The organism is Variovorax frigidus, assembly GCF_051216515.1.
Lineage (GTDB): Bacteria > Pseudomonadota > Gammaproteobacteria > Burkholderiales > Burkholderiaceae_C > Variovorax.
Genome location: NZ_JBPJZF010000011.1, coordinates 1 through 24,405, shown reverse-complemented (window position 1 = coordinate 24,405; position 24,405 = coordinate 1). Strand labels below are relative to the sequence as shown.

Genomic DNA, 24,405 nt, shown 5'->3' with positions numbered 1-24,405 from the left:
TCCGCGACAAAAGACACGATGCTAGCGTCGCCGCGGCTTTGGATTGATGCCCAAGCGAGCCGCCACTGATGCGTTCAGCGCGGCGGTGGTGGCCCGGGGTCCTTCAAGATCAGGGGCTGCGACAGCTCCGTAGAGGGCCGGAAGCCGGGCACCCGCCCGAGCAGGGTCACGACACGCGGCACCAGGCCCAGCACGAGCAGCGCCAGCAGCGTGCTCAGCACCGCCGTCACCTCACGCCCCAGTCCGCAGGCCATGCCGATGGCCGCGGTCAGCCAGAGGCCGGCCGCGGTGGTCAGGCCCTGCACCTGCTGCTCGCCGCGGCCGGACTTGAGGATGGTGCCGGCGCAGAGAAAGCCCACGCCCGCCACCAGGCCCTGGATCACGCGGCTCATGTCGGCCGGCAGGATGCCGCTCTGCTGCGGGATCAGCACGAACATCGCCGAGCCGATGGCCACCAGCATGTGGGTGCGCACGCCGGCCGCCTTGCCGTGCTGTTCGCGCTCGAAGCCCAGCATGAAGCCGAGCACGGCCGCGAGCAGCAGTCGCACGAGGATGCGCACGAACTGCGCGAGGTCGGGGACATCGGAGAACTCCGAGGCGATCACCTGGGTGATGTCGTTCCACCAGTCCATGGTCGTGTGTGTCGGGCCGTTGAGAAGCCCGTGAGTGTCGCGCGACGGGGTGGCGTGGCCTGTAGGCTGGCGCCCTGTCCGCGGCGGCCGCTCAGATGCGCGCGGCGGTTGCCGGGGGCAGGGTCTCGTGATGCGCCGTGATGCCGACGTGGGCCGGCAGCGTGGGCAGGTGCCCGTGCCAGCGTCGCACCGAGCGCTGGAAGAACAGGCTGTTGGGAATCTTCAGCGTGGTGCCGGCCTCGGCGCTGCCGCTTTCCTCCAGCGTGGTGTAGACCAGGTTGATGTCGAGCACGCGGCCTTTGAGGCCGGGTTTCTCGCCGTTCTCGAGCACCTCCACCATGTCGTCGAGGCGGAACATGCGCGTGGTGAAGATCAGCAGCGCGCAGAAGATGTTCGACAGCACGCTCCAGGCGGCGAAGAAAGCCACCGCGCCGACGGCCGCGAAGCCGGTGAAAGCGGTCCAGAGCACCGTGCCCGAGACGCCGATGCGCCCCAGGCTCCAGAGGATGGCACCGCCGTAGATCAGGAAGCCCGCAACCCGGCGCGAGGCCACGGCCACTTCGGCGGGCAGCGCATACCCGGCCGTGACCCGCAGGATCACGCGCCGGACGATGCGGTAGAACACCCAGGCGCCCAGCAGGATCAGCGCAACCTGGACCGCCGGGACGATGATTTCCAGCCATTCGAGCATCCACTCGGGCAGGCTGGCCCGCAGGCTCTGCAGCGATCGGTTCATGTCGGCTGCACGGCGTTCAGGGCAGGTCCTTGCTCGGATCGGGCTCGGCGGCGTTGCGCGGGCCCACGCGCCCCAGCCGGCTCTTCAGCGATTGCGGCTGGCCGGTGATGATGGCCGCGTAGTTGGTGGTGTTGGCCAGCACCTTCTTCACGTAGTCGCGCGTCTCCGCGAAGGGCACGTTTTCGGCCCATATCGCGGCATCGAGCACCGGCCCGTTGCGCCAGTTGCGCGGCCGGCCCGGGCCCGCGTTGTAGGCGGCGGCGGCCAGCGCCATCGAGCCGTCGAAGTCGTCGAGCGCCAGCTTGAGGTAGGCCGTGCCGATCGTGATGTTGGTCTCGCGGTCGTTGATCTGGTTGGGCGTGAAGCCGGTCAGGCCGATCTTGTTGGCGGTCCACTTGGCGGTGGCGGGCATCACCTGCATCAGGCCCGAGGCGCCGACGCCCGAGCGCGCGTCCATGATGAAGCGGCTTTCCTGCCGGATCAGGCCGTAGACGTAGGCCGGGTCGAGTCCGATGTCCTGGCTCTTGCGCAGCACCGTGTCGTGGAAGGGCATGGGGAAGCGCTGGTCGATGTCGATCGCGCCCTTGGTGCGCTCGCTGGTGTTGATGCAGCGGTCCCAGACCTCACGCTGGCAGGCCAGGTCGGCCGCGGCCAGCAGCTCGCGGTCGCCCAGGCCGCCGGCGTCGTGCAGGTTGGTCGCGTAGTTCCACTCGCGCACCCCTTCGGGCCGCAGGCCGATCGCGATCGCGTAGAGCCCGCGGGCCAGCGAGGGGTTGTTGCGCGCGGCCTGTTTTTCCTCGGCGGTCAGCGGGGCGGGCTTGGTCGGCACCACGGCGCGCTGGCCCAGGTCCTCGAGCGCCAGCAGTTCGTAGAAGCCGCGCGTGCCGGCGATGGTCTCGAGCAGCGTACGGGCCTGCGCCTTGCGCTCGTCGCCGCCCATCGCGTTGAGCGCGCGGGCGCGCCAGTAGACCCAGGTGGGGTCGGCCTGCGCGGAGTCGCTCATGGCCGTGACCGACGCATTCACGTCCTTCCACTGGCCGGCGCGCAAGGCGGCGCGCACTTTCCAGCCCAGCATGTCGTCCGACAGGTCGCTGTTCTTCGTCACGTTGGCGAAGTAGGCATTGGCCTGCAACGACAGTTTGCCGGCCGACTGGCGGCCGATCGCGCCCCAGACCCAGTTGCGTTCCTCGGTGCTCAGCATCGGGCTCCACTTGCCCTCGAGCTGGGTGGCGGCCACGTCGGGATCGGCGATGGCGGTCTTGATCAGCGCCAGCACCACCATCTCCTTGCGCGCCTTCGAGGCGGCCATCACGGCGCCGGCCAGGAACTTCGGCGCACTGGCATTGACCTGGGCGAACACCGGCAGCGCATCGGGCTCGACCAGCCCGATGGCGTCGCGCGCTGCCTGCGGGCGGTTGGCCTCGATGGCCAGCCGCGCCTTTTTCCAGGCGGTGTCGGGCGGGAGCTGGCGCGCGGCCAGCAACTGGCCGGCCGCGGTCAGGCAGCCGTCGTCGGCCTCGCGCTGGCGCAGCCAGCCCTCGCGCACCTCCTCGACCTGGACCTTGGTGACGCCGCCGGTACGTTGCATGTCGGCCAGCGCCGCATAGCAGCGCACCTGCACGTCGTCGCGCATGCGGAAGCCGGCGTACATCGGGGCGAAGCTGTCCCAGTCGCGGCGCTTGCCGAGCAGCAGCAGCCAGTCGTTGCGCAGCCGGTCTTCCTGATAGCTGCCCGCATAGCGCGAGAGGAAATCCTGCACCTCCTGCGGGCTGGCGTCGTCCAGGCGCGCCTTGAGCTCCCAGTAGGCGGCCCAGGGTTCGAGCGCATGGCCGCGGGCCTGCGGCAACAGGCCTGCGAGGCGGGCCTTGTCGCCGCGCTGGAACGCCTGTTTCATCTGGACGAGCACGTCGTCGTTGGCGTTTTGCGCGCACGCGGGTTGAAAGATGGTTGCGGTCGCGAGAGCGACGGCGGCGAGGAGGTGGCGCCGGGGTGCCAGAATGCCAGGAACTTGCATCGGGGGATTATGGACAAGGCACACGATGGAAACGCGGCAGAAGGCCGCAAGGAAACGGCTGCTTTTTTCAAAGCGCAGCTGCGGGCCGCGCTGATCGAGCAACGCCTGGCGATGCCGGACCGCCTACAACGGTCCGATCTTTTGCAGCGCGTGATGCGCATCTGGCTGGTCGGACGGCCCGACACCGTGATCGGCGCCTACTGGCCGATCAAGGGCGAATTCGACCCGCTGCCGGCGCTGCATCGCTGGAAGGAAGACGGCGAACTGATCGACGAGCCGCACCGGCGCCGCATCGGCCTGCCGGTGGTCAACCGTGCCCACAAGACGCTGACCTTCCACTCGTGGTATCCGGGCTGCCCGATGGAAAACGATGCCTACGACATCCCCAAGCCCAAGGACACCGAGCTGATCGTGCCGACGCTGCTGTTCGTGCCCTGCCTGGGCTACAGCGCCGGCGGCTACCGGCTGGGCTACGGCGGCGGTTTCTACGACCGCACGCTGGCCTCGCTGGAGCCGCGGCCCTTCACGGTGGGGCTGGGTTTCACCGACGGCTTCCTGGAGAACCTCGAGCCCGAGGCGCACGACGTGCCTTTGGACGCCATCCTGAACGACAACGGCGTGGTCTGGCCGATCGGTTGACTCGCCCCCGGAGGGCTTCGCGCACTGCGTGTCGCTTTGCCTTCCCCATCAGGGGGCGACACAGGCGGCCCGGCAAAGCCGGTTCCTCTGCGTTCCTGGCCTGAAAACCTGATGCGCTGGGCTCAGTCCAGGTAATCGACGGTGTCGGGATCGGGCACTTCGCCGATGGTGGCTCGGGTGGTGGCCGCCTGTTGCTGCAGCCAGTCGCAGAAGGCCGTGATTTCGGGGCGCAGCGCGTTGCGCGGGCCGACCATGAGCCAGTAGGCCATGGGGGAGTCCAGCCGGTGCTGGGGCAGCACCTCCACCAGGTCGCCGTTGGCCAGGCTTTCCGCGATCAGCGAACTGCGTGCCAGCACCACGCCCTGGCCGGTCAGCGCGGCCTGCACCATCTGATAGGCATAGTTGAAGTAGAGCCAGCGCTTGGGTTGCGCACGGCTCTGGCCGTTTTCCTCGAACCAGCGCCGCCAGGTGAGCCATTCGAGATGCGAGCGATGGGCGTCGCCGGCCTCGATCAGCGTGAAGCCGGCCAGGTCGGCGGGCGACTTGATCGGCGGCCGGCTCTTGATGAGCCAGGGGCTGGCCACGGGCGTCAAGGTCTCGCCGAACAGCCGGATCGCCTCGCGCGGCATGTTCTCGGGCGGCGCGTAACGCAGCGCCATGTCGACGTCGGCCACGTCCAGGTCGACGGCCGTGTCGCTGGCGTCGATGCGGATGTCGATCTCCGGGTTGTCGCGCTGGAAGGCCTCGAGCCGCGGGATCAGCCACATCGATGCGAAAGACGCGAAGGTGGTGAGCGACACGCTCTTGCGCCCCGCGCTCTGGCGGATCTGCCGCACCGCGCCGTCGATGCGCGGCAGCGACTGCTGCACCGCCAGCAGCAGCTGCGCCCCCGCGCCGGTCAGCTCGACCGCCCGGGTGTGGCGCAGAAACAGCGCCACGCCGACCTCTTCTTCCATCGCCTGGATCTGCCGGCTGACAGCCGATTGCGTGAGCGCCATTTCCTCGGCAGCGGCACGGAAATTCAGGTGGCGCGCCACCGCCTCGAACGCCCGGAGGTGGCCGGCGGAGATCGGCCGGGTGCGCAGATGGGTCTGGGAGTGCTGCATGGATTGATGCGGTCTGGGAATCAGTAGCGTACTTCCATTTCATTGGACCGCCAATGCCGGGAGGCAGATGATTCATTCCCGAAGCGCGCAATCTGCGCCTTGGAGTAACCGCCCTCAGGAGTCCACCATGTCCGCCGTTTGCACCTCGCCATCGCTCTCTTCCCTGTCCTTGCCGTCCCAGGCCGCCGTGCCACCCGCCGTGCGCCGTGGGGCCTGGCAGCTGGCCGCCGGCCAGGCCCTGAGCCTGAAGGCCCAGGGCGACAGCGTGCTGAGCGTGCGCCAGGGCCGGATCTGGGTCACGCGCGACGCGACGGTCCAGCAGGCCACCGAGGATCTGGTGCTGGCGCCCGGCGAGACGCTCCGCGTGGCTTCGGGCCAGCGCGTGGTGATGGAGGCGTGGGACGGCTTCGGTGCCACCTACAGCTGGGACGCCGTCAACGCCGCCTGAGGACGTCCGACCGCCGCTGCGGCTTCAGCCGTGGACGTCGAAGCCCGGCTGCAGTGCCAGAAAGCGCTGCAACGCGGCGTCGCCGTCGAGCGATTGGATGCTCGCCATGTCCTCGGCGCCGTCGCTCTGCGCAAAACCCAGGTCGAAGCGCCGGTAGCGCCGTTCGGTGCGCGCACTCTCGTAGACCACCCGCAGGTCGGTGTGCCGCGCATCCTGCTGCAGGCGTTCCAGCAGCGTCAGGACCGCATCGCGCGGTCCCTCGATGTGCTGGCAAAAATGAATCCCGTCGAACACCAGCAGGCCGGTGATGTCGCGCTCGGTGTTGCGCCTGCGTGCCTGGGCCGCGATCTGGCCGACGACGGTCGGCGTCTGGTTGGGAGCGAGGACGCTGAAGTAGAGGAGTTCGTGGAGTGCTGGAATGGACATGGTGACGCGCGAAGCGTGCGGAGTCTAGGGAGCCTTGGTTCGCAATGAAATGTCAAAAGACACAGTCCAGGCGCCTATAGTCGGTGCGTGAAAATTGACGACAACGCACCGACCCCGCCGCCCCCGGAGCACTGTGCGCGAGCCTGTGACGGCTGCACGCTGCACGGCAACCCGGCCTTCCTGCCGACCTCGCCGGAAGAGTTGCGCACGATCGAGGATTTCCGCGTCGGCACGCGCACACTCGCGGCCGGTCAGGCGCTGATCGAGGAGCACATTCGCAGCCCGCAGCTGTTCACGCTCTACAGCGGCTGGGCCTTCCGCTACAAGACGCTCAACGACGGCCGTCGCCAGATCCTGAGTTTTCTGCTGCCCGGCGATTTCATCGGGCTGCAGGACGAGTTCGCCGAAGGCCAGACGCACGGCGTCGAGGCCGCCAGCGATGCGAGCTTCTGCGTGTTCGAGCGCGACCGGCTTTGGGACGTGTTCCATGCCCAGCCCAAGCTCGGCTACGACATCACCTGGCTCGCGGCGCGCGAGGAAAAGATGATCGACGACAACCTCGTGACCACCGGCCGGCGCAACGCGGGCGAGCGGGTGGCGATGCTGCTGATGCATCTGTACCGACGCGCCGAGCGCCTGGGCATGGTGCGCGATGGCTGGGTGGAGTTTCCCTTCAACCAGCAGCACATCGCCGACGCGCTGGGCCTGTCGCTGGTGCACACCAACAAGACGCTGCGACGGCTGCAGCGCCTGGGGCTGCACAAGCTCGACGCAGGCTGGCTGCGCATCCTGGAGCCGCACGCGCTGGAGACGCTGGGCGACTATTTCGAACGGCCGCTGCGGCGCGTGCCGCTCATTTGAGACCTGTGTCACGCCCGGCGGCAGCACGCGTGTGCCGCCGGGCGCGGCATCGCGTATCGTCGGGGCACCCTTCCGGACGGCGTTCGCAGCCGCACCGAGCCTTTCATCCTTCCCTCTCCCAGCCATCTTCCCGTGAAGCTTTTGTCCCGTCAGCGCCTGCGCCAGATCTTCATGGTGGGCGGCGTCGAGTCCTTGGGTGTGATCCTGAGCGGCATCGCCGGCCTGCTCATCGTGAACGTGTTGCCGAAGGAGCAGTACGCGGCCTACACCTTTCTGCTGGCCTGCATGGCGTTGATGATGGGCGTGACGGACCTCGGGCTGGCGCACTGCTGCCTGCCCGTGGTGGGACGCCGCAGCAACGATGTGCCGTGGGTCGTCGGTGCCTGCCATCACATCTTTCGCAAGCGTTGGCTGTTGCTGGCGGCCGGACTCGCGATCCTCGTTCCCTACTGGTACTACACCTCGCGCGAGCATGGCTGGACGGGCGCGGGCTACTGGCTGGCCTCGCTGATCGCGTTTGGCGCAGTGCTGCTCCAACTGCGTGAGCACTACGCCAACACCGTGATCCTGATCCTGGGCCATATCTCCACGCTGAACGGCATCGCCTTCGTTGCGCAAGGCGTGCGCATCGCCTTCGTGGTCTTGATCCTCATGCTGCCCATGTCGGTCTACTCGACCGCGGGCCTGATGGCTGCGGCCGGTGCGGCCAGTCTCGTGGCCCTGCTGCTCTATGCGCGCGCGTTCAAGGCGCATGGCCTTGCCGCGCACAGGCTCGATGCGGCGGATGGGCGGCGCGTCGATGCCCAGGTCATCCAGATCGCCAAGCCGCTCGTGATACCCGCCATCTTCTATCAGGTGCAGGGCGTCATCACGGTGTTCATCGTGTCGTTGTTCGGCACCGCCAACATGCTGGCCGAAGTGGGCGCATTCGGCCGCCTCGCCATGGCATTGGTGGTGGTCGACCGGATGGCCGGGATCCTGCTGTTCCCGGCCATTGCGCGCGCGACGGCCGGGCCGCAGTTCATCGCCGTGCTGGCTCGCGTCCATGGCGCCTATCTGCTGGCGATGACGCTGACCTTCATGACGTCCTTGCTGTGGCCGCAGTATTGGATCCTGCTGCTGGGTGAGCAGTACCGCAGCATGCAGCCCTACGTGTGGATGATGTTCCTCTCATCGATCCTGGCCAGTGCGGCAGGCTTCGCCTTTCATACGCTGACGGTGCGTGGTGCGACCGCGCGGCAGAGCCTGAGTGTCATCGCGACGCTGGCTGCTCAGGCGCTCTATCTCTGGTTGGTGGGCATCAGCGATCTGCCCTCGGTCCTGGGCTTCGCCGTGACGAGCAGCGCGGCCAGCTTCCTGTTCCAGTACAGCCTGCTGGTGGTCCGAGCCCGCGAGTGGCGAGTCGAGGTGACCTGAGCGAGCCGGACCTGCGTCAGCGGCTGCAGTAGAACCGGCCGATGACCGATGCGATGCGTATGGCCAGCCGCTTGCGGGCCAGCCGGCCGTCCGAAAGCGCCTTGAGGGGGCCGTCGGCATACTGAAAATAAACCTTTGCGGCGACGGACGGCGGCCGACCCAGGAGCGCGCTGCGGATGTGCTGCGCCTCCCACGGTTTGGGTGTGCCGATCGCGTGCGACAGGTGATAGCCACCGGGGCCGAAATCCATGGCCTCCTGTCCTGCGGTGTTGAGCGGCGCATCGTAGACGGTGATCGCGAAATTCATCGCGTCCTGGTCGGTCGAATGAAACAAGGCGTCTGCGCCGCCCGCCTTGATGTGTTTCAAACCCTGGTTGTAGTCCACCACCAGCGCGCAGAGCCGCTGCCAGAGTTCCAGGAACGCCAGGTTGTGGCGGGACAGCGCCACGAAGCCGCTGTTGTAGTAGCGATCAAGTTCGCACCGCGGGAAGATCTGATGCGTTGCAAAGAAAGCGTTCCATTGCAAGCGCTTGGGATGCCGGGGTGGCAACGACCAGTTGACATCCTCCACCATCGAGATGCCATCCTGGGTGATCCAGGGACTGAAGCTGGGCCATTTGCACTTCATGACGATGTCAGGGTCGAGGTACGCCACCGCATCTGTCTGCGGGTCATGCTTTTCAAACACCTCGCGCATGAAAGTGGGCTTGTAGTAGGCGAAATGCTGGTCGGTTTGAAGCGCAACCATGCACAGTCGGAGTGTCGGCGTCACTTGAAAATGGCCGGTCTCGGCGTTGTAGTTCGCAGCGCCCGTGACCCACGTCGGCAACTCGCCCCGATAACCCACCCACATCGAACCGCTGTAGCCGGATGCGATCAGGGAGTTTGCCAAGGCGGCGACCCCGACATGGTAGGTGCCCTCGAAAAGCGTGCAGAAAGAGATGTTCATGAGGTGCGGTTGTGGCGTCGCGATTGTAAACAAAGGTTCTCTTTTTTTCTGAACCCACGAATACATATCCCCCTGAGTGTGCAAGATGTTGCGGTTTCAGGCCTTTGAAATCTGGCGCGTCGATAATTCTTGCCAACTTTGACGCAACAGACCCAGCAAGCAATGATCCAGATGGCAAAAGAGAAGAGCGATCCCGTCGATGTCGTGGTGATGGCGGCCGGCAAGGGCACCCGCATGAAGAGTGCCCGCCCCAAGGTGCTGCACCGCCTGGGCGGCCGGGCCCTGGTGGCGCGGGTGCTCGACACCGCGGCGCACCTCGGTGCGCGCCATGTCGTGGTCGTCACCGGCCATGGCGCCGAGGCGGTCGAGGCGGCCATCGGGGCCGAGTTCGCCGACATGATCCCGCGCTTCGCGCGCCAGATGCCGCAACTCGGCACCGGGCACGCCGTGCTGCAAGCCGTGCCGCTCCTGCCGGACGACGGCACGGTGCTGGTGCTGTCGGGCGATGTGCCGCTGATCGGCGAAGACACGCTGCGTGCATTGGTCGCGGCCAGCGCGGGCGAACGGCTGGCGCTGCTCACCATCGAGTTCGACGACCCCACCGGCTACGGACGCATTCTTCGCGCACCCGATTCGGGCCAGGTGCAGGCCATCGTCGAGCAGAAGGACGCCAGCGATGCGCAACGCGCCGTGCGCGAGATCTACAGCGGCATCATGGCCGTGCCGGCGCGGCTGCTCAAGCCCTGGCTGGCGCGCCTGGACAACCGCAATGCCCAGGGCGAGTACTACCTGACCGACATCGTCGGCTTCGCGACCGCCGACGGCGTGCCGGTGGTGGCGCACCGCATCGACGACGCGGCGCAGGTGGCCGGCATCAACAGCCCGGCCCAGCTCGCGGCGCTGGAGCGCGTGCTGCAGTTGCGGCAGGCCGATGCGCTCATGACCGCCGGCGTGCGGCTCGGCGACCCCGCGCGCTTCGACCTGCGCGGCACGCTCGCCTGCGGCGCCGACGTCGAGATCGACGTCAATTGCGTCTTCGAAGGCGCGGTGTCGCTGGGCGATGGCGTGCGCATCGGCGCCAACTGCGTGATCGCCAATGCCCGCATCGCGGCCGGCGCGGTGATCCATCCCTTCACCCACATCGACGGCGAGAAAGCCGGCGTGACTGTCGGGCCCGATGCGCGTGTCGGCCCGTTTGCGCGGCTGCGCCCCGGGGCACAGCTGGGCGCCGAGGTGCACATCGGCAATTTCGTCGAGGTCAAGAACTCGACACTGGCCGCCGGCGCCAAGGCCAACCACCTCGCCTACCTGGGCGACGCCACGGTGGGCGAGCGCGTCAACTACGGCGCGGGCAGCATCACCGCCAACTACGACGGCGCGAACAAGCACCGCACCGTGCTCGGCGACGACGTGCACATCGGCAGCAATTGCGTGTTGGTGGCGCCCGTCACCATCGGCGCGGGAGGCACCGTGGGCGGCGGCTCGACCATCAGCAAGAGCACCGAGCCCGGCGCGCTGACCGTGGCGCGCGGGCGGCAGACCAGCTTTCCGAACTGGCAGCGGCCGCAGAAGAACAAGGGCTAAACCTGCTCCTGCGGGAAGAGCGGCAGGCGCGGGTCGAACTTCGCGCGCTTGACCGAGAAGAAGGCCTTGACGTTGCGCACGTTGGCGTCGGCATTGAACAGCCGTTGCGCCAGCGCCTGGTAGCCGGGCATGTCGCGCGCGATCACCACCAGGATGAAGTCCGGTCCGGGCGACACGCGCCAGCACTGCTGCACCGCATCGTCGGCGACCGCGCGCGCCTCGAAGGCATCGAGCGAGGCGGCGTCCTGGCGGTCCAGCGAGATCTCGGTCAGCGCCTGCAGGCCGTGGCCCAGCAGCGGCGCGAGCCGATCGGCGGAGAGCAGGGCGACCTGGCGCTCGATCATGCCGGCGGCACGCAGGCGCTGGACGCGGCGCATGCAGGTGGGCGGCGAGATGTGGACGCTGCCCGCGAGTTGCTGGTTGGTCTGCAGCGCATCGTGCTGCAGCGCGTCGAGTAGCCTCAGGTCGATGAGGTCAAGGGATATTTCTTCCATGATTTCAGCGTTTGAGAAATATAATTTCTTAGTCAAGATTTTTGGCAATTTTATTTCAATTTCAATCAAATATTGACGCCAAATAAATATCGCACAAGCCTACGATCGCGTCCTTCCCAGCTCCATTCAAAGGCCCTCCCATGTGTGGCATCGTCGGCGCAGCTTCCCACCGCAACATCGTCCCGGTCCTGGTTCAGGGCCTTCAACGGCTCGAATACCGTGGTTACGACTCCTGCGGGGTGGCCGTTCATGCAGGCAACCTGACGCGGACCCGCACGACCTCGCGCGTCGCGGACCTGGTCACCCAGGTGCGCGATGACCATGTCGAAGGGCTGACCGGCATTGCCCACACCCGCTGGGCCACCCATGGCGCGCCGGTGGTGCACAACGCCCATCCGCACTTCAGCTACGGCCCCGGCGAAGCCGCGGACAGCGCCAAGGCGCCCCGCGTGGGGCTGGTGCACAACGGCATCATCGAGAACCATGAAGTGCTGCGTGTCGCGCTGCAGGCCAAGGGCTATGTGTTCTCGAGCCAGACCGACACCGAAGTCATCGCGCACCTGATCGACAGCCACTACGACGGGGACCTGTTCGAGGCGGTCAAGGCTTCCGTGCGGCAACTGCATGGCGCCTATGCGATCGCGGCCATCTGCCGCGACGAGCCGCACCGGGTGATCGGCGCGCGCGCCGGCTCGCCGCTGATCCTGGGCGTGGGGGCCGACGGCACCGAGAATTTCCTGGCCAGCGACGCCATGGCATTGGCCGGCGTGACCGACCAGATCGTCTATCTGGAAGAGGGCGACGTGGTCGACCTGCAGCCGGGCAAGTACTGGATCGTCGACCGCGATCACAAGGCGGTCAGCCGCACCGTGCGCACAGTGCTGGCCCACAGCGGCGCGGCCGAACTCGGCCCCTACCGCCACTACATGCAGAAGGAAATCTTCGAGCAGCCGCGCGCCATCGGCGACACGCTCGAGGGCGTGCAGGGCATCGTGCCCGAGCTGTTCGACGGCGTCGGCCAGGACGGGGCCACCGGCGCCAGCGCGCACCGCGTGTTCCAGGCCATCGACAAGGTGCTGATCCTGGCCTGCGGCACCAGCTACTACAGCGGCTGCGCGGCCAAGTACTGGCTCGAAAGCATCGCGAAGATCCCGACCCAGGTCGAGATCGCCAGCGAATACCGCTACCGCGATTCGGTGCCCGATCCGAAGACGCTGGTCGTGACCATCACGCAGTCTGGCGAAACGGCCGACACGCTCGCCGCGCTCAAGCACGCGCGTTCGCTGGGCATGGAGCACACGCTGACCATCTGCAACGTCGCCACCAGCGCCATGGTGCGCGAGTGCAAGCTGGCCTACATCACGCGCGCCGGCGTCGAGATCGGCGTGGCATCGACCAAAGCCTTCACGACGCAGCTGGCCGGCCTGTTCCTGCTGACCCTGGCGCTGGCGCAGGCCAAGGGCCGGCTCAGCGAAGCTGAAGAGGCGCGCTACCTGAAGGAGATGCGCCACCTGCCGGTCGCGTTGCAGTCGGTGCTGGCGCTGGAGCCGCAGATCATCAGCTGGGCCGAGGACTTCGCCCGCAAGGAGAACGCGCTGTTCCTGGGCCGCGGCCTGCACTATCCGATCGCACTCGAAGGTGCGCTCAAGCTCAAGGAAGTCACCTACATCCACGCCGAGGCCTACGCGGCCGGCGAGCTCAAGCACGGCCCGCTGGCGTTGGTGACCAGCGAGATGCCGGTGGTCGCGGTGGCGCCGAACGATGCACTGCTGGAAAAGCTCAAGAGCAACCTGCAGGAAGTGCGCGCCCGTGGCGGCGTGCTCTACGTGCTGGCCGACGGCGATGCCCGCATCGAGAGCAGCGAAGGCATCCACGTGATCCGCATGCCCGAGCACTACGGCGCGCTGAGCCCGCTGCTGCACGTCGTGCCACTGCAGCTGCTGGCCTACCACACGGCCTGCGCCCGCGGCACCGACGTCGACAAGCCGCGCAATCTGGCGAAGAGCGTGACGGTGGAGTGAGCGGGGCGGGCTTGTGTGGTGGCTGTTCCTTGCCATCAATGTCTGAGACGGCGCATTGAAGTCCGAGACGCGGCATCAAAGTCTGAACCAACAGTACAAGCTTCTTCGTTGGCGCCAGCGCGCTCGGTAGACCCCTTCCGGCTGATTGCGGACATTCTGTGAGGCAGATTGAACGACTGCTCCGCCGCACCTGCGCCGTTCGTGCATGCCTGAGCTCGTGCCGCAATCACGGATCGTCTTCACGTCAATGCTGATCGCAGGGTGGCGGCCCAACACTCCATGGCTTGCCTTCATGGCCACGATCGCGATCGCGGACGGAGGCGACGACACACCTTATGTTGTTACAGTGACGCACCCGGACCAAGGCACCAGAGATCGGCGGGAGGAGATGGGCTTCTTCGATGGATGGCACACATGCATCGATCAGCTTTCGGACTTCGCCATGACGCTGCATCCCAGGGATGGTGACCGATGAGTCTTTACAGCGGGACCTGCAATCGACGCAGCACGCTAACGGCCGCCGCACTGCTGACTGCGGCTGCGGGCGCTGCAACCACTTTTCATTCAAATTCGGGCTGGACGGGACGTGGACGCGTCAAAGCCACTTGGCCTTCTTGAAGCCAACGAACAGGAAGAGGCAAGACACTGCCATCAGCCCGATCACTACCCAGTATCCATACGCCGTATTCAACCCCGGCATGTTCTTGAAGTTCATGCCGTAGATGCCAGCGATCGTCGCCGGCACGGCCAGGATCGCGGCCCCGGCCGCGAGCTGGCGGGTGATCACCCCCATCCTCTGCGCCTCCAGGAGGCTGCTGAACTCGAACACCGTCGTCAGGACCTGCAGCAGGCCGTCAACCATGGACTGCACACGATCGACGTGGTCGGCGACATCGCTGAAATACGGCCTCACCTCGGCGCCGATGCAGGGGTAGTGCCCGCGGACGAGTTTTCTGACCAGTTCACCCATGGCGCCGAGGGTGCGCTGGAATCGGGTGAGCTCGACTCTCAGTGCAAAGATCCGGGCGACCTCTTTCCGTCCAAGAAAGTCGTCCAGCGACCGTCTCTGCATCTCCAGGACGTCGTCCTCGATCATTTCAAAGATGGGCAGGTACCGGTCGACAATGCGGTGCAGGATCGCATGCAGCACGTAGTCGACGCCCTTTCCGGTGAGCGCCGTCGACGCCTCGAGTTGCTCGCGGAGGTTGCCCAGCGTACCCGCGTTGCCGTGACGTACGCTGATGAGATGGTTGTGTCCGGTGAAGATCGCCGTCTTGCCGTAGCTGATCTGGTCGCCGATCAGCTCGGCGGTCTGAGTCACGATGTACAGCTCATCGTTGTAGACCTCGAGCTTGGGCGGGCACAGCGGGTGCATCGCGTTGTCGACGGCCAACGGATGCAGCCGGTAGGTCGTTTTGAGCGCGTGTAGCTCGTCGGCGTTGGGCTCCTGCAGCGCGATCCAGCAGAAGCCCGAGCGGCCCGCGTCCAGCTGGACGTGCTCGTCGAGCGCGATCTCCCGGACCCGCTTGCCTTCGTTGTAATAGTAGGCGGCGAGGACGCTCACTGTGGATCACCAGCGTCCTGGCGCTTCGGCAGAATCCAGTCGGCACGGGGGAAGTGGCAGGTGTAGCCATCCGGCCGCTTCTCCAGGTAGTCCTGGTGCTCCGGCTCGGCCTCCCAGAAAGCGCCGACCGGTTCCACCTCGGTGACCACCTTGCCATTCCACAGTCCGGAGGCGTCCACATCGGCGATCGTTTCCTCGGCGACGCGCTTCTGCGCCGCGTCGACGTAGTAGATGGCAGACCGGTAGGAGAGCCCACGATCGTTGCCCTGTCGGTTCTTCGTCGTTGGATCGTGGATCTGGAAGAAGAATTCCAGGATGTTCCGGTAGCTCGTCACCGCCGGGTCGAAGATGATCTCGATCCCCTCGGCGTGCGTGCCGTGATTGCGATAGGTCGCGTTTGCCACATCGCCGCCGGTGTAACCCACTCGCGTCGAGATGACGCCGGGCCGCTTGCGGATCAGGTCCTGCATGCCCCAGAAACAACCGCCGGCCAGGATGGCTTTTTCGTGATTCATCAGATGTTCTCCACTTGGTCGAGATAGGCGCCGTATCCCTCGGCGGCCATCTGGTCGCGATGGATGAAGCGCAAGGATGCAGAGTTGATGCAATAGCGCAGCCCCCCCCGGTCCGCGGGGCCGTCGGGGAACACATGGCCCAGGTGGCTGTCGCCGTGCGTCGATCGCACCTCGGTGCGCACCATGCCGTGCGCGGTGTCACGCAGTTCGTTCACGTGGGCCGGCTCGATGGGCTTGGTGAAGCTGGGCCAGCCGCAGCCCGAGTCGTATTTGTCGGACGATGCGAACAAGGGCTCGCCTGAGACGATGTCGACATAGATGCCCGGCTCCTTGTTGCCCAGGTACTCGCCGGTTCCGGCGCGTTCGGTCGCGCTTTCCTGCGTCACCAGAAATTGCTCTCGGGTCAGAGACGCAATGGCTTCAGATGTCTTGCGGTAGTCGGGCATGCGAGTTCTCCTGTAAAGGTGCGCCTTGGGTGGCATGAGTCCGAGAGATTGGGATCATCGGGAAAATGGCAAGCGGATGGTCGATGGGCCGGGACTTGGCAACTTGACGACTGGCGCTGCGCGCTCGCAACGCTCCATTCAGACCTTCGAGCCTACGTGAATCAAGCGCGAGGCCGATCCGACGTTGGCATCTCCTGCTGCCAAACATCACCGAGCCGCGCGAGTGCCGGAAACGGTCTGGGACTTGTCGCACGCCAACGCGCGGTCGACCGGGCAGCTTTCACACGCCTTTGGATCGCACAGGCGGCAGACCGCGTATGCCTGGTCGAGATCTTGGACAAAGTTCGCGAGGAACTTCTCAGCGATCTTGCCGAACGACTCTCGTTCCCGTTGCCCTGCGCCCGGTTTCGAAGCGATGCGTCTCTAGACGGAATTGCGTCGCAAATCGAACGATTCGTACGCAGGCGTTCGCACCTTGAGCAGGCGCAATAGCAAGAGGCAGAATGCGGCCAGAACCGGATGTTCGCCTGTGCGGCAGAATTCGGCCAGTACCGGACGTCCAAGACATTTGCCGGGCGTGGCTGCATCAAGGTGCACAAGGAGACCAACTGTGGATGTGACAATCTCGCTCGATGACCTCGTTGAAGAACAGGAAGTCATCAGGCTCTATCAAGCCAATGATTGGTCGTCCGCAGAAAAGCCGGTGCAGCTCTTGGCTGCGTTGAGAGGGTCTCATTCCTTGGTGACGGCGCGTGTCGCGGGCGAGCTTGTGGGGCTCGGAAACGCGATCTCTGACGGACACTTGGTTGTGTACTTTCCACACATGCTTGTGCTGCCTCGCCTGCATGGGCACGGCATCGGCCGAAAAATGATGGAAGCACTACTGGCGAAATACGGAGGCTTCCATCAACTCATGCTCACGGCAGACGGCCTAGCCGTCGAGTTTTACAAGCAACTTGGCTTTGAGCGAGCCGGCCGCACGGAGCCAATGTGGATGTACGCAGGCGCGGAGCACTGACGCCTGCCGACCAAGACCAGACGCTCGCAGCCAACCAATGAAACATGCCTGCCCTCGTTGCCAAGAACTGAGCATCTCCGGCCTTGCTAAGCGCTGGTCGGACCGCGGCTTTCCTGCGAAGTGTGAAAAATGCGGCTGCCTATCGCACGTACTAGCAAGTACATCCAGCGGCATCGTCATGGGAACGTTTCTAGTCCTCATTGGGTCCATGGTTGCGGCCGCCGGCGCCATGTCCTATTCCCTTGCCGTGAGCGGCGTCTGCTTGAGCGTCGCTTTCAACATGTGGGCATGGAGGCGAGCAGTGCTGATCCCCATTGCCAAGGAGAACGTGGACAACGCGAGGGCCGTGGGCTGGGTTCTCACGGGTGTATACGCGCTCATTGCGATGTTTGGGAGTTAAGTCAGAATTCGGCCAGAAGCGGACTTCCACCTCCACGCCAGACTTCTTACCCGTGACACCCATTGTTCACCTCGTCGGTCCTGGCGGCTCTGGCAAGACTTCCGCGGGCCCGCTCTTGGCTCAGCGGCTCGGCTGGCAGTTCGTCGACCTCGACGAGCGCTTCATGTCACGCGAAGGCAGCATTGGCGCGTCCATCGAGGCGTCCGGCTACCGCGGCTATGCGAAGCGGAACATAGCTGTGTATCGCGCGGTCAAGCGCTCACTGGTAGGCCCGACGGTTCTGGCCCTCTCGTCTGGATTTCTGACGTACCCCGAGGACGTTGACGCCGAGTATCCGGCGCTCCGTCGTTACATCGAAGGCGACGCATCGACCGCGCTGCTGCTGCCCGCATTTGAGCTCGAAGCATGCGTGGAAATCATCGTGCGGCGACAACTCTCAAGGCCCTACCTCCCTGGAAATCGAGCAAGCGAGGAGCGACGGATACGGGAGCGGTTCCCAATGTTCATGGCGTTGCCCTGCGCCCGGTTTCGAAGCGATGCGTCTCTAGACGAAATTGCGTCGCAAATCGAACGATTCGTACGCAGGCGTTCGCACCTTGAGCAGGCGCAATAGCAAGAGGCAGAATGCGGCCAGAACCGGATGTTCGCCTGTGCGGCAGAATTCGGCCAGTACCGGACGTCCAAGACATTTGCCGGGCGTGGCTGCATCAAGGTGCACAAGGAGACCAACTGTGGATGTGACAATCTCGCTCGATGACCTCGTTGAAGAACAGGAAGTCATCAGGCTCTATCAAGCCAATGGTTGGTCGTCCGCAGAAAAGCCGGTGCAGCTCTTGGCTGCGTTGAGAGGGTCTCATTCCCTGGTGACGGCGCGTGTCGCGGGCGAGCTTGTGGGGCTCGGAAACGCGATCTCTGACGGACACTTGGTTGTGTACTTTCCACACATGCTTGTGCTGCCTCGCCTGCATGGGCACGGCATCGGCCGAAAAATGATGGAAGCACTACTGGCGAAATACGGGGGCTTCCATCAACTCATGCTCACGGCAGACGGCCTAGCCGTCGAGTTTTACAAGCAACTTGGTTTTGAGCGAGCCGGCCGCACGGAGCCAATGTGGATGTACGCAGGCGCGGAGCACTGACGCCTGCCGGCCAGAACCGGCCGTTCACCTCTGCGGCAGAATTCGGCCAGGAGCGGACTGTCGCTACGGCCTCTGTTTTCCCGGAGCACGGCCGGAATGTATGCCGCCGCCTCCTTTTCACCCCGATGACGAGCCACATTCGAATCAGCGTTTCGCATCAAACGCTCCATCTACATGATGGTGAAGGTGCGCGGGCCTACCGAATTTCCACCGCCGCGAATGGGGTGGGATGCGAAGCCGATTCGTTCCGAACCCCTAAGGGACTGCACCGGGTGCGCCTGAAAATTGGTGAGGGTTGCCCTTCCAAGACCGTTTTCGTGGGGCGCAGGCCGACAGGCGAAATTCTCTCGGAAGAGCTTCAACAGAAATGGCCCAAGCGTGACTGGATTCTGTCTCGTATCCTCTGGCTGGACGGGCTGGTGACCGGCCTGAATCGCGGTGGTTCCGTGGATACCCTGAGACGCTACATCTACATCCACGGCACCGCCGACGAGCATACGCTCGGCGTGCCCAGCTCTCACGGCTGCATTCGCATGGCGAACTCGGACGTAATCGACCTCTTTGGTCTCGTCAGCATCGGAAGCCTGGTGACGGTCGAAGACTAAACTTTATGTATAGGACGGCATCCGGCCAAAAGCGGACATGTCCTCGAACCTGTAGCTAGAATCGGTCAAGCGCCGATCTCCGGTCTGGGGTGCTTCCCGAGCAGACGGCTGAACAAAGGCTCGTTTGATGAGCAGTCTATGACCTCACCTTTAGTGCTTCCCGGGTCCGGTATCTTCCATTGTGTCAACGGAGTCTTCTACCGGGCAGTGGATCCTATGTTCTTGGATGGAGCCCTAGGGGGATCGAGGGCGGCTGGTCGATACTCAACTGCTGAGCAGCCTACGCTTTACCTTAGCTCTTCAAGAGAAGGCGTAGAGGCAGCAATGACGGCGCACCGTAACGAACGAGCTCCCGAGCTGAAGGTTGTAAGCGTCGAGGTAGTTTCCAGTCGGATCTTTGGACCTGCGAGATGTAGCAGCGTGCAGGGAAGCCGAGATCGACCTGCAAGATGCGATCGCGCCATGGCAAGAAGTCGTTGCCCAGGGAAAAAAGGCTCGTTCCTGGCGTGTTCGCGATTAAGTTCTTTCGGCTGGAGGAATCGGATTGATCGATCCCTCCCGTAAAGGTCCAGGCCTCTGGCACTTGGTCTTGTTTGCCTGGAACCTCGATTCTGATTCTGCGCGGGTACGCTTGCTGGGCTAGTGCAGCGGTGTCCGCTTCGGGTACAAACGCGTCGGCGATCCTGTGGCAGGATTCGGCCAGAAGCGGACTTACCACTTGACGGCAGGATCAGCGCTCGAGAACAGCGTTCGGCGGCTGCATGAACTCGATGGTCGCGCCATCAGGGCCAACGACGTAGATCACCCGCGTTCCAGCCCGCGCACCACCCGCGATCGGCTGCGGCGTGCCTTGTGCCTTCCAGCCATAGGTGGCGATCCGCGCCAAGAGCGCGTCGATGTCATCGACTACGAGCGCGAGATGCGCAAAGCCTGGGTCGAAAGGCTTGGCCGGTGCGCTCGGCCGGTCTACGCCCTGATACTCCAGGATTTCGATCGTCTGATTTGCCAGCGACACGATTGCGATGCGTACCTTCGCCCCATGCGCACCCGTCACTTGGCCGAGAAACTCGCCCCCCATCTCGCCCGTGCGCACGAGTTGCGCCCCAAGCCCATCAAGCCAAAACCGAAGCGCCTCATCGAGGGAAGCGACCGCGAAGCCGACGTGGTCGGCACAGCGCACCTGGAAACTTGCATGTTCGCTCATACGGACGATCCTACCGGCAACGGGCTGTTCGTCTGCTACGGGCCCAAACTCGCCGGCGATCCTGTGGCAGGATTCGGCCAAAAGCAGAACTTCCCAGCGATTAACCAATGCAAATACTTCGAACGGAACGACTGATACTTCGACCGTACGAGCACGCCCTTCGCGGCGCATTCTTGACGTGGATGGAAGATGTCCCCATGGAAGCTTTCCTAAGCCGCTCGCTTCCTGGTATGCCAAGAGGTGAGCATCTTTTTGATGGCTTCGTTCGCCGTTGTTCTGCGGCTCTCCCACATGCGCGTGCTTGGGCGGTGACTTGGGCTTCAGATGAGGATCTCGTAGCCCATGTCGAATGCAAGGCGACGACGAAGACGTCTGACGAGGAGCTTGAGCTTATCTATGCTGTGCGCACCGGCCACGAAGGAAGTGGCATAGCCACGGAGGCAGTCACAGCAATCGCCTCCGGACTTCTTACCGCTGGCGTCGACGTCGTTGCCTACATCAATCCTGCCAACGGCGCCTCGCGACGCGTCCTGCAGAAAGCTGGATTTGTCCAGGGCGCAGACACAGTTTCGGGGCAGGGGGAGCGATGGGCTCTAGCCTGTCAGCAGGTGCTGCCCGCCAGCACATGAGCGTCCAGCCGCGCAAGAAGGACAGAATTCGGCAAAACCGGCGACGCGCCTGGCTGACCACGTTCGCCATCGACATGGGCTTCTGCGGGACCGTGAAAACGGATGGCATTGGACAGGCGACCTCGCAAAAAGTACAAATCATCACATCGACTCGGATTAATTCCCCTGCCGTGCAGTCCAAGAAGGAGATACCTCAAGTGCCGATTGAGTACCGGTTTCGATTTTCAGTGCATCATCTCTGGGCGTCTCTTCAACGCTATACGCGGCAAATCTGGTGGATACTCCCCCTTTTTAAGATTCGATGGCTGTTAGGGCTCTCTTGTGTACCGGCTCTGATCATCTTGGCCAACAAGGCTATGGGCTTAGCGGTAGTTTTGGGCTGCCTATTTATGGTGGGCGTTCTCTTGGCGGGCTGGCCTCCCTCACTAAGCATCTGGATTCTTCGCAGAAGATTCCAAAAAAGCCCGTTCTACAACGACGAGATCACTTTTTCTCTGTCCGAGAGCGGAGCGCACGTCCTAGGTCGAGGCAGTGAATTGCGCATTGGTTGGGCGGTCTTCACAAAAGCTCGTCGTTTTGCTGACGGTCTCATGCTGTTCCAAGGGCCGAATGTTTTCAACTGGCTACCAGACACAGCCGCCGCCACAGTAGAAGATATTGCAGCGGCGCAGAAGCTCGCACGTTCTCAAATCCAAGATTATCGCGAGGTCTAGAGCAACTCGGGCTTGGATAGCTGTGTCGCACAGCAAAGGAACATTGAAGAGCGCAATGCGAACGACCGCTATGGAGGAAGTTTTAGACCCGGTTTGAGCCCGCTTACGAGGTCAGTGCGACCGGCTACAGTCGGCTGGATAGATCAGTTGAATGGCCCCCCGGAACTCTCCGGTTGGGGCGTAGGCCCGCAGTTGCTCCTCGTCGGTTGCCATGAGCTCGCGCATGACGAGATTGACGTCTTTCGTTCGCTCGGTGGCATAGTCCTCGCCGTCGTGCAGGCGCACCTCGAAGCCGGCGGCGATCAGGGCGGTGGCGGCGTGGCGTACGACCGCGCGCTCCATCAGGATTCGGGCGGTGATGCGTTCGTCGTCGATCTTGGCCTTGGCCAAGTAGACGACGTCGTCGGTGGCGGGGGTAAGGGTGGTCATCGGATTTCTCCTCGAATGGCGCGCCCCACGGGCCAGCCCAGCCCGGGCTTGAGTGTGTGGACGAGGGTCGGCGATGGCGTGCCCTCGCGGCGGGCCTGCTCTTGCTCGGCCCACGAGCCCTTCCAGGGCGTGATCGGCGTCTGCTTGCCGTTGGTGAATGGTCCGTAGCCCATAGGGCCTCCTCAGACCCACGCGGGACTCATGTCGGTGTCGGGGAGCCCGCGCAGGAACGCGAGCACGGCAGGGGGCACGTCGACGCGCAACCAGGCGCCGCCGTACCGGTAGCCGTTGTCGGGGTTCAAGCCGGCTTCGCGCAGCGTGTGGCGGGCCCAGTCGTAGTGGCTAACCCTAGGGACCGTAGCTTGCAGGCCAGAAGTAACCCCTATATCTTCTCGTTACCTGGTGTAAGTAACAGGATTCTCGCCAATTACATCTTCAGTCCGTAAGGTGCTCATGAACTTCTCTCGCAACTTTGATTGCTGTAGCGGACACGCCCGCACAAACTTTAAAATTGCGGAAGAGATTTTGCGCAGAAAGGTGACAGCAAATCAACCATACAGATGAAATGCGGAAGCCCTGTGGCAAAGGATAGTTTTTGCAAGCGAATTGACACCGGATTATTGGGAAACCCCAGCCCGAACCAAAGAGGCGGCGTGACAATCAACGTTGAGCAGTGTGATCAGGTCGAGGAATGGACTTAAAAGCCGGGATCTGGTCAATTTCTAACCATGTTGCTTTTTAGAGGAGGTACGCTCGAATCTATTAAATACGGCCCCAGGATTCCCTAAACACTATTTCGGAGATGAATGTGAAGAAAATTTTAAGTCTCATTTTTCTGGTTCTCGGATTTTCGATCTCAAAAGGGGCTTACCTTTGACCTGAACGGAAGCTGGCCGCGACAATGGGCGTGTGCACGTCGTAGAGACACTGAAGTTTAAGACATCAGACGACATGAGCCCGCCAGATCGCCGGAACTCAAACCCTTAACAGCCACTTGAAATATCCTGCGCAAACGAAGCGCGGGACTACCTCGCCTTTCGAAGATTTTTGCAGTTTTGGCTGTCCTTTCCGAAAATTCCCGATTCGCACTGTTTTTTGACGTAGTTGTACGTGCTGTCGTCATTCTTGATTTCACTGAATGAGAACGCGTTGCTTTTTTGCTGATCATTGACGACCAGTTTCAAGCCAAAATACGCAATAACCAGCACTGCAAAAATGACAAGCGCGATCACCTTAATATTTTTCATATTATTTCCTGATAGTGGGTGAGCAATAGGCTCCGAACGTCGGAGTGAAGCGGCGGCCCAGCCGTCCGCCTTGAACGAGATGTTAGACGGCACTGTTGCCGAGGTTAAGGTGCATCGGTTGATGCTTGCAAGGCCGAGCCCTCCCGTAATGCTTCTGGTGCACCAATGGCGACGAAGCCAACACCTGAATAGAGACGCCATGCGGCAGAATCGGCAACGGTCGCGCTGAGACATACAGCGCCCGCACCAAGGGTACGCGCCCACGAAATCGACTCGGCCAAAAGGGAACGCGCGTGACCGTTGCCGCGATGCTGCGGTTGCGCCCACATCTGGAAAATATGGACGATCATGGAGTCGCTGGCGCCAACTTTGGTCCACGCAAGGCCGACTTGCTGTGTACCCGACAGTTCACTGGGCATGACTGGCAGGACTTCCTACGCGACCACAAGCTGATCTCCAGCATGAGCCGTCGCGGCAACTCCCACGACAGCGCGGTGGCCGAGAGCTTCTTCCAGTTGCTCAAGCGCGAACGCATCCGCCGCCAGATCTATCCAACGCGAGATGCCGCAAAGGCCGATGTCTTCAACTACATCGAGATGTTCTACAACCCAAAGCGGCGCCACGGCACTGCCGGAGATACTTCGCCCGTAGAGTTCGAACGACGCCATTCCCAACGGCTCAAAAGTGTCTAGGAAATCCGGGGCGATTCAAGGACGCCGTCTACCGGGTGTCCGAAGGTCGTTCGAGGCTGACGCGCAGTTCGATTGGTGCAGCCCCGATGGCCTGCTGGTCCGCGTGGTGGCGGGCTCATTCCATGAAACCGATTCGAACGAAGGGAGCTTCGAGATGGCTTCCATGCAAGCCCTTGGCAAAGCGCTGACGTCGCTGGGCTGAGCGTATTGGGTGTCCGCTTCGGAGCAAGGCGTACAGCCGCTTTGGGCCCAAAGCTGTCCTACAGATTCCTCCAAAGCAGCCATCGGCGCTACTGCACCTTCCCGGATCGACGCTTAAGCGGCGCGGCCTTTCGAGGACGGAGGCGCGGCCCGCTCACAAGGGCCGGTGCCGGTGCGTCATGTTGCGGAAAGTGCTGGGGCTGCCCATAATGCGAGCCATTCTTATTTAGGTACCGGCCCTTGATCGGCCCTGTGCGGATCGTGAACCCCCTGCCTC

Annotated in this window: 28 protein-coding genes and 2 pseudogenes; 15 read left to right on the top strand and 15 right to left on the bottom strand. The window is 63.6% G+C overall.

All coding sequences use genetic code 11. The features are described 5' to 3' along the window. Positions 1 to 74: 74 nt before the first annotated feature. From ACSFBC_RS26890 to ACSFBC_RS26880, 3 genes are all read right to left on the bottom strand, one after another. The gene (locus ACSFBC_RS26890; protein ID WP_435513391.1) at positions 75 to 632 is read right to left on the bottom strand and encodes an MgtC/SapB family protein; all 558 of its coding nucleotides are present in this window, start codon (positions 630 to 632) and stop codon (positions 75 to 77) included. Between the two features lie 91 nt (positions 633 to 723). Next, entirely contained in the window at positions 724 to 1,368 is a 645-nt protein-coding gene (locus ACSFBC_RS26885; protein WP_435513390.1) for a mechanosensitive ion channel domain-containing protein, read from the bottom strand. A 16-nt stretch (positions 1,369 to 1,384) separates the two neighbouring features. Further along, a complete protein-coding gene (locus tag ACSFBC_RS26880; protein WP_435513389.1) occupies positions 1,385 to 3,382 on the bottom strand; it encodes a lytic transglycosylase domain-containing protein in 1,998 nt (665 codons plus the stop codon). Between the two features lie 9 nt (positions 3,383 to 3,391). Between ACSFBC_RS26880 and ACSFBC_RS26875 the strand changes: the two genes are divergently transcribed. Then, positions 3,392 to 4,021, top strand: coding sequence for a 5-formyltetrahydrofolate cyclo-ligase (locus tag ACSFBC_RS26875; protein ID WP_435513388.1), 630 nt, complete (start codon positions 3,392 to 3,394; stop codon positions 4,019 to 4,021). Positions 4,022 to 4,143: 122 nt separating this feature from the next. Here ACSFBC_RS26875 and ACSFBC_RS26870 read toward each other — a convergent pair whose 3' ends face one another. After that, positions 4,144 to 5,127 (bottom strand): LysR substrate-binding domain-containing protein, encoded by a 984-nt coding sequence (locus ACSFBC_RS26870; RefSeq protein WP_435513387.1) that lies wholly within the window; start codon positions 5,125 to 5,127, stop codon positions 4,144 to 4,146. Positions 5,128 to 5,254: 127 nt separating this feature from the next. On the opposite strand from ACSFBC_RS26870, the gene ACSFBC_RS26865 reads away from it, so the two are divergent. Next, positions 5,255 to 5,575, top strand: a complete 321-nt coding sequence (locus tag ACSFBC_RS26865) for a DUF2917 domain-containing protein (protein WP_435513386.1) — start codon at positions 5,255 to 5,257, stop codon at positions 5,573 to 5,575. Between the two features lie 24 nt (positions 5,576 to 5,599). On the opposite strand, the gene ACSFBC_RS26860 is transcribed toward ACSFBC_RS26865, so the two are convergent. Next, a complete protein-coding gene (locus ACSFBC_RS26860) occupies positions 5,600 to 6,001 on the bottom strand; it encodes a BLUF domain-containing protein (protein ID WP_435513385.1) in 402 nt (133 codons plus the stop codon). Between the two features lie 87 nt (positions 6,002 to 6,088). Here ACSFBC_RS26860 and ACSFBC_RS26855 point away from each other — a divergent pair, with 87 nt between their 5' ends. Together ACSFBC_RS26855 and ACSFBC_RS26850 are read left to right on the top strand one after the other, a co-directional pair. Further along, positions 6,089 to 6,862 (top strand): Crp/Fnr family transcriptional regulator, encoded by a 774-nt coding sequence (locus ACSFBC_RS26855; protein WP_435513384.1) that lies wholly within the window; start codon positions 6,089 to 6,091, stop codon positions 6,860 to 6,862. A gap of 132 nt (positions 6,863 to 6,994) precedes the next feature. Continuing rightward, positions 6,995 to 8,278 (top strand): hypothetical protein, encoded by a 1,284-nt coding sequence (locus tag ACSFBC_RS26850; RefSeq protein WP_435513383.1) that lies wholly within the window; start codon positions 6,995 to 6,997, stop codon positions 8,276 to 8,278. Positions 8,279 to 8,294: 16 nt separating this feature from the next. Here the strand turns inward: ACSFBC_RS26850 and ACSFBC_RS26845 are convergent, their stop codons facing one another. After that, a complete protein-coding gene (locus ACSFBC_RS26845) occupies positions 8,295 to 9,227 on the bottom strand; it encodes a hypothetical protein (protein WP_435513382.1) in 933 nt (310 codons plus the stop codon). 171 nt (positions 9,228 to 9,398) lie between these two features. Between ACSFBC_RS26845 and glmU the strand changes: the two genes are divergently transcribed. Next, positions 9,399 to 10,811, top strand: coding sequence for a bifunctional UDP-N-acetylglucosamine diphosphorylase/glucosamine-1-phosphate N-acetyltransferase GlmU (gene glmU, locus ACSFBC_RS26840; protein ID WP_435513381.1), 1,413 nt, complete (start codon positions 9,399 to 9,401; stop codon positions 10,809 to 10,811). On the opposite strand, the gene ACSFBC_RS26835 is transcribed toward glmU, so the two are convergent. Continuing rightward, complete coding sequence (locus tag ACSFBC_RS26835; protein WP_435513380.1) at positions 10,808 to 11,305, bottom strand: Lrp/AsnC family transcriptional regulator; 498 nt, start codon at positions 11,303 to 11,305, stop codon at positions 10,808 to 10,810. The two genes, glmU and ACSFBC_RS26835, sit on opposite strands and share 4 nt — an antisense overlap. Before the next feature lie 140 nt (positions 11,306 to 11,445). Between ACSFBC_RS26835 and glmS the strand changes: the two genes are divergently transcribed. Both glmS and ACSFBC_RS26825 read left to right on the top strand, forming a co-directional pair. Then, entirely contained in the window at positions 11,446 to 13,326 is a 1,881-nt protein-coding gene (gene glmS / locus ACSFBC_RS26830; RefSeq protein ID WP_435513379.1) for a glutamine--fructose-6-phosphate transaminase (isomerizing), read from the top strand. A 205-nt stretch (positions 13,327 to 13,531) separates the two neighbouring features. Continuing rightward, positions 13,532 to 13,801 carry an SRPBCC domain-containing protein gene (locus ACSFBC_RS26825; protein WP_435513378.1) on the top strand — a complete coding sequence of 90 codons (270 nt, stop codon included), beginning with the start codon at positions 13,532 to 13,534 and terminating at the stop codon, positions 13,799 to 13,801. Between the two features lie 120 nt (positions 13,802 to 13,921). On the opposite strand, the gene ACSFBC_RS26820 is transcribed toward ACSFBC_RS26825, so the two are convergent. Genes ACSFBC_RS26820 through msrB form a run of 3 tightly spaced genes read right to left on the bottom strand, consistent with a single transcriptional unit; the run spans position 13,922 to position 15,851 of the window. Further along, on the bottom strand, positions 13,922 to 14,890 hold the full coding sequence (locus ACSFBC_RS26820; protein ID WP_435513377.1) for a magnesium and cobalt transport protein CorA: 969 nt from the start codon (positions 14,888 to 14,890) through the stop codon (positions 13,922 to 13,924). Next, complete coding sequence (gene msrA, locus ACSFBC_RS26815; protein WP_435513376.1) at positions 14,887 to 15,405, bottom strand: peptide-methionine (S)-S-oxide reductase MsrA; 519 nt, start codon at positions 15,403 to 15,405, stop codon at positions 14,887 to 14,889. Before msrA ends, ACSFBC_RS26820 begins: the two co-directional genes overlap by 4 nt. Continuing rightward, positions 15,405 to 15,851, bottom strand: a complete 447-nt coding sequence (msrB, locus tag ACSFBC_RS26810; protein WP_435513375.1) for a peptide-methionine (R)-S-oxide reductase MsrB — start codon at positions 15,849 to 15,851, stop codon at positions 15,405 to 15,407. Before msrB ends, msrA begins: the two co-directional genes overlap by 1 nt. A 610-nt stretch (positions 15,852 to 16,461) precedes the next feature. On the opposite strand from msrB, the gene ACSFBC_RS26805 reads away from it, so the two are divergent. The 4 genes from ACSFBC_RS26805 (at position 16,462) to ACSFBC_RS26790 (ending at position 19,013) form a co-directional block, all read left to right on the top strand. Further along, entirely contained in the window at positions 16,462 to 16,869 is a 408-nt protein-coding gene (locus ACSFBC_RS26805) for a GNAT family N-acetyltransferase (RefSeq protein WP_435513374.1), read from the top strand. Positions 16,870 to 17,321: 452 nt separating this feature from the next. Next, the gene (locus ACSFBC_RS26800) at positions 17,322 to 17,882 is read left to right on the top strand and encodes a shikimate kinase (RefSeq protein WP_435513373.1); all 561 of its coding nucleotides are present in this window, start codon (positions 17,322 to 17,324) and stop codon (positions 17,880 to 17,882) included. A gap of 118 nt (positions 17,883 to 18,000) precedes the next feature. Beyond that, complete coding sequence (locus ACSFBC_RS26795) at positions 18,001 to 18,408, top strand: GNAT family N-acetyltransferase (RefSeq protein ID WP_435513372.1); 408 nt, start codon at positions 18,001 to 18,003, stop codon at positions 18,406 to 18,408. 125 nt (positions 18,409 to 18,533) lie between these two features. Then, positions 18,534 to 19,013, top strand: a complete 480-nt coding sequence (locus ACSFBC_RS26790; RefSeq protein ID WP_435513371.1) for a L,D-transpeptidase family protein — start codon at positions 18,534 to 18,536, stop codon at positions 19,011 to 19,013. 730 nt (positions 19,014 to 19,743) lie between these two features. On the opposite strand, the gene ACSFBC_RS26785 is transcribed toward ACSFBC_RS26790, so the two are convergent. Further along, positions 19,744 to 20,217: a VOC family protein gene (locus tag ACSFBC_RS26785; RefSeq protein WP_435513370.1), complete on the bottom strand. Its 474-nt coding sequence runs from the start codon at positions 20,215 to 20,217 to the stop codon at positions 19,744 to 19,746. Between the two features lie 107 nt (positions 20,218 to 20,324). On the opposite strand from ACSFBC_RS26785, the gene ACSFBC_RS26780 reads away from it, so the two are divergent. Together ACSFBC_RS26780 and ACSFBC_RS26775 are read left to right on the top strand one after the other, a co-directional pair. Beyond that, on the top strand, positions 20,325 to 20,846 hold the full coding sequence (locus ACSFBC_RS26780) for a GNAT family N-acetyltransferase (protein ID WP_435513369.1): 522 nt from the start codon (positions 20,325 to 20,327) through the stop codon (positions 20,844 to 20,846). Further along, positions 20,843 to 21,559, top strand: coding sequence for a hypothetical protein (locus ACSFBC_RS26775; RefSeq protein WP_435513368.1), 717 nt, complete (start codon positions 20,843 to 20,845; stop codon positions 21,557 to 21,559). The genes ACSFBC_RS26780 and ACSFBC_RS26775 overlap by 4 nt, the downstream gene beginning before the upstream one ends. A 111-nt stretch (positions 21,560 to 21,670) precedes the next feature. Here the strand turns inward: ACSFBC_RS26775 and ACSFBC_RS26770 are convergent, their stop codons facing one another. Both ACSFBC_RS26770 and ACSFBC_RS26765 read right to left on the bottom strand, forming a co-directional pair. Beyond that, the gene (locus tag ACSFBC_RS26770) at positions 21,671 to 21,988 is read right to left on the bottom strand and encodes a hypothetical protein (protein ID WP_435513367.1); all 318 of its coding nucleotides are present in this window, start codon (positions 21,986 to 21,988) and stop codon (positions 21,671 to 21,673) included. Next, positions 21,985 to 22,161, bottom strand: coding sequence for a hypothetical protein (locus ACSFBC_RS26765; protein ID WP_435513366.1), 177 nt, complete (start codon positions 22,159 to 22,161; stop codon positions 21,985 to 21,987). Before ACSFBC_RS26765 ends, ACSFBC_RS26770 begins: the two co-directional genes overlap by 4 nt. A gap of 351 nt (positions 22,162 to 22,512) precedes the next feature. Between ACSFBC_RS26765 and ACSFBC_RS26760 the strand changes: the two are divergent. Further along, positions 22,513 to 22,689: pseudogene (locus ACSFBC_RS26760) on the top strand (DUF2845 domain-containing protein); the annotation flags it as partial. 324 nt (positions 22,690 to 23,013) lie between these two features. Here ACSFBC_RS26760 and ACSFBC_RS26755 read toward each other — a convergent pair. Beyond that, complete coding sequence (locus ACSFBC_RS26755; RefSeq protein WP_435513365.1) at positions 23,014 to 23,235, bottom strand: hypothetical protein; 222 nt, start codon at positions 23,233 to 23,235, stop codon at positions 23,014 to 23,016. 104 nt (positions 23,236 to 23,339) lie between these two features. Further along, positions 23,340 to 23,585: a GNAT family N-acetyltransferase gene (locus ACSFBC_RS26750; RefSeq protein WP_475544566.1), complete on the bottom strand. Its 246-nt coding sequence runs from the start codon at positions 23,583 to 23,585 to the stop codon at positions 23,340 to 23,342. Positions 23,586 to 23,639: 54 nt separating this feature from the next. Between ACSFBC_RS26750 and ACSFBC_RS26745 the strand changes: the two are divergent. Continuing rightward, positions 23,640 to 23,927 (top strand): annotated as a pseudogene (locus tag ACSFBC_RS26745) (IS3 family transposase); the annotation flags it as partial. Between the last annotated feature and the right edge of the window lie 478 nt (positions 23,928 to 24,405).

Excerpts from the sequence above, each read along its gene's own strand:
- ACSFBC_RS26890 (WP_435513391.1), bottom strand. The coding sequence starts at position 632 with ATGGACTGGTGGAACGACATCACCCAGGTGATCGCCTCGGAGTTCTCC.
- ACSFBC_RS26880 (WP_435513389.1), bottom strand. The coding sequence starts at position 3,382 with ATGCAAGTTCCTGGCATTCTGGCACCCCGGCGCCACCTCCTCGCCGCC.
- msrB (WP_435513375.1), bottom strand. The coding sequence starts at position 15,851 with ATGCCCGACTACCGCAAGACATCTGAAGCCATTGCGTCTCTGACCCGA.
- ACSFBC_RS26845 (WP_435513382.1), bottom strand. The coding sequence starts at position 9,227 with ATGAACATCTCTTTCTGCACGCTTTTCGAGGGCACCTACCATGTCGGG.
- ACSFBC_RS26825 (WP_435513378.1), top strand. The coding sequence starts at position 13,532 with ATGCCTGAGCTCGTGCCGCAATCACGGATCGTCTTCACGTCAATGCTG.
- ACSFBC_RS26770 (WP_435513367.1), bottom strand. The coding sequence starts at position 21,988 with ATGACCACCCTTACCCCCGCCACCGACGACGTCGTCTACTTGGCCAAG.
- msrA (WP_435513376.1), bottom strand. The coding sequence starts at position 15,405 with ATGAATCACGAAAAAGCCATCCTGGCCGGCGGTTGTTTCTGGGGCATG.
- ACSFBC_RS26790 (WP_435513371.1), top strand. The coding sequence starts at position 18,534 with ATGACGAGCCACATTCGAATCAGCGTTTCGCATCAAACGCTCCATCTA.
- glmU (WP_435513381.1), top strand. The coding sequence starts at position 9,399 with ATGGCAAAAGAGAAGAGCGATCCCGTCGATGTCGTGGTGATGGCGGCC.
- ACSFBC_RS26785 (WP_435513370.1), bottom strand. The coding sequence starts at position 20,217 with ATGAGCGAACATGCAAGTTTCCAGGTGCGCTGTGCCGACCACGTCGGC.
- ACSFBC_RS26775 (WP_435513368.1), top strand. The coding sequence starts at position 20,843 with ATGAGCGTCCAGCCGCGCAAGAAGGACAGAATTCGGCAAAACCGGCGA.
- ACSFBC_RS26755 (WP_435513365.1), bottom strand. The coding sequence starts at position 23,235 with ATGAAAAATATTAAGGTGATCGCGCTTGTCATTTTTGCAGTGCTGGTT.
- ACSFBC_RS26835 (WP_435513380.1), bottom strand. The coding sequence starts at position 11,305 with ATGGAAGAAATATCCCTTGACCTCATCGACCTGAGGCTACTCGACGCG.
- ACSFBC_RS26750 (WP_475544566.1), bottom strand. The coding sequence starts at position 23,585 with ATGATCGTCCATATTTTCCAGATGTGGGCGCAACCGCAGCATCGCGGC.
- ACSFBC_RS26875 (WP_435513388.1), top strand. The coding sequence starts at position 3,392 with ATGGACAAGGCACACGATGGAAACGCGGCAGAAGGCCGCAAGGAAACG.
- glmS (WP_435513379.1), top strand. The coding sequence starts at position 11,446 with ATGTGTGGCATCGTCGGCGCAGCTTCCCACCGCAACATCGTCCCGGTC.
- ACSFBC_RS26865 (WP_435513386.1), top strand. The coding sequence starts at position 5,255 with ATGTCCGCCGTTTGCACCTCGCCATCGCTCTCTTCCCTGTCCTTGCCG.
- ACSFBC_RS26885 (WP_435513390.1), bottom strand. The coding sequence starts at position 1,368 with ATGAACCGATCGCTGCAGAGCCTGCGGGCCAGCCTGCCCGAGTGGATG.
- ACSFBC_RS26860 (WP_435513385.1), bottom strand. The coding sequence starts at position 6,001 with ATGTCCATTCCAGCACTCCACGAACTCCTCTACTTCAGCGTCCTCGCT.
- ACSFBC_RS26870 (WP_435513387.1), bottom strand. The coding sequence starts at position 5,127 with ATGCAGCACTCCCAGACCCATCTGCGCACCCGGCCGATCTCCGCCGGC.
- ACSFBC_RS26780 (WP_435513369.1), top strand. The coding sequence starts at position 20,325 with ATGCAAATACTTCGAACGGAACGACTGATACTTCGACCGTACGAGCAC.
- ACSFBC_RS26765 (WP_435513366.1), bottom strand. The coding sequence starts at position 22,161 with ATGGGCTACGGACCATTCACCAACGGCAAGCAGACGCCGATCACGCCC.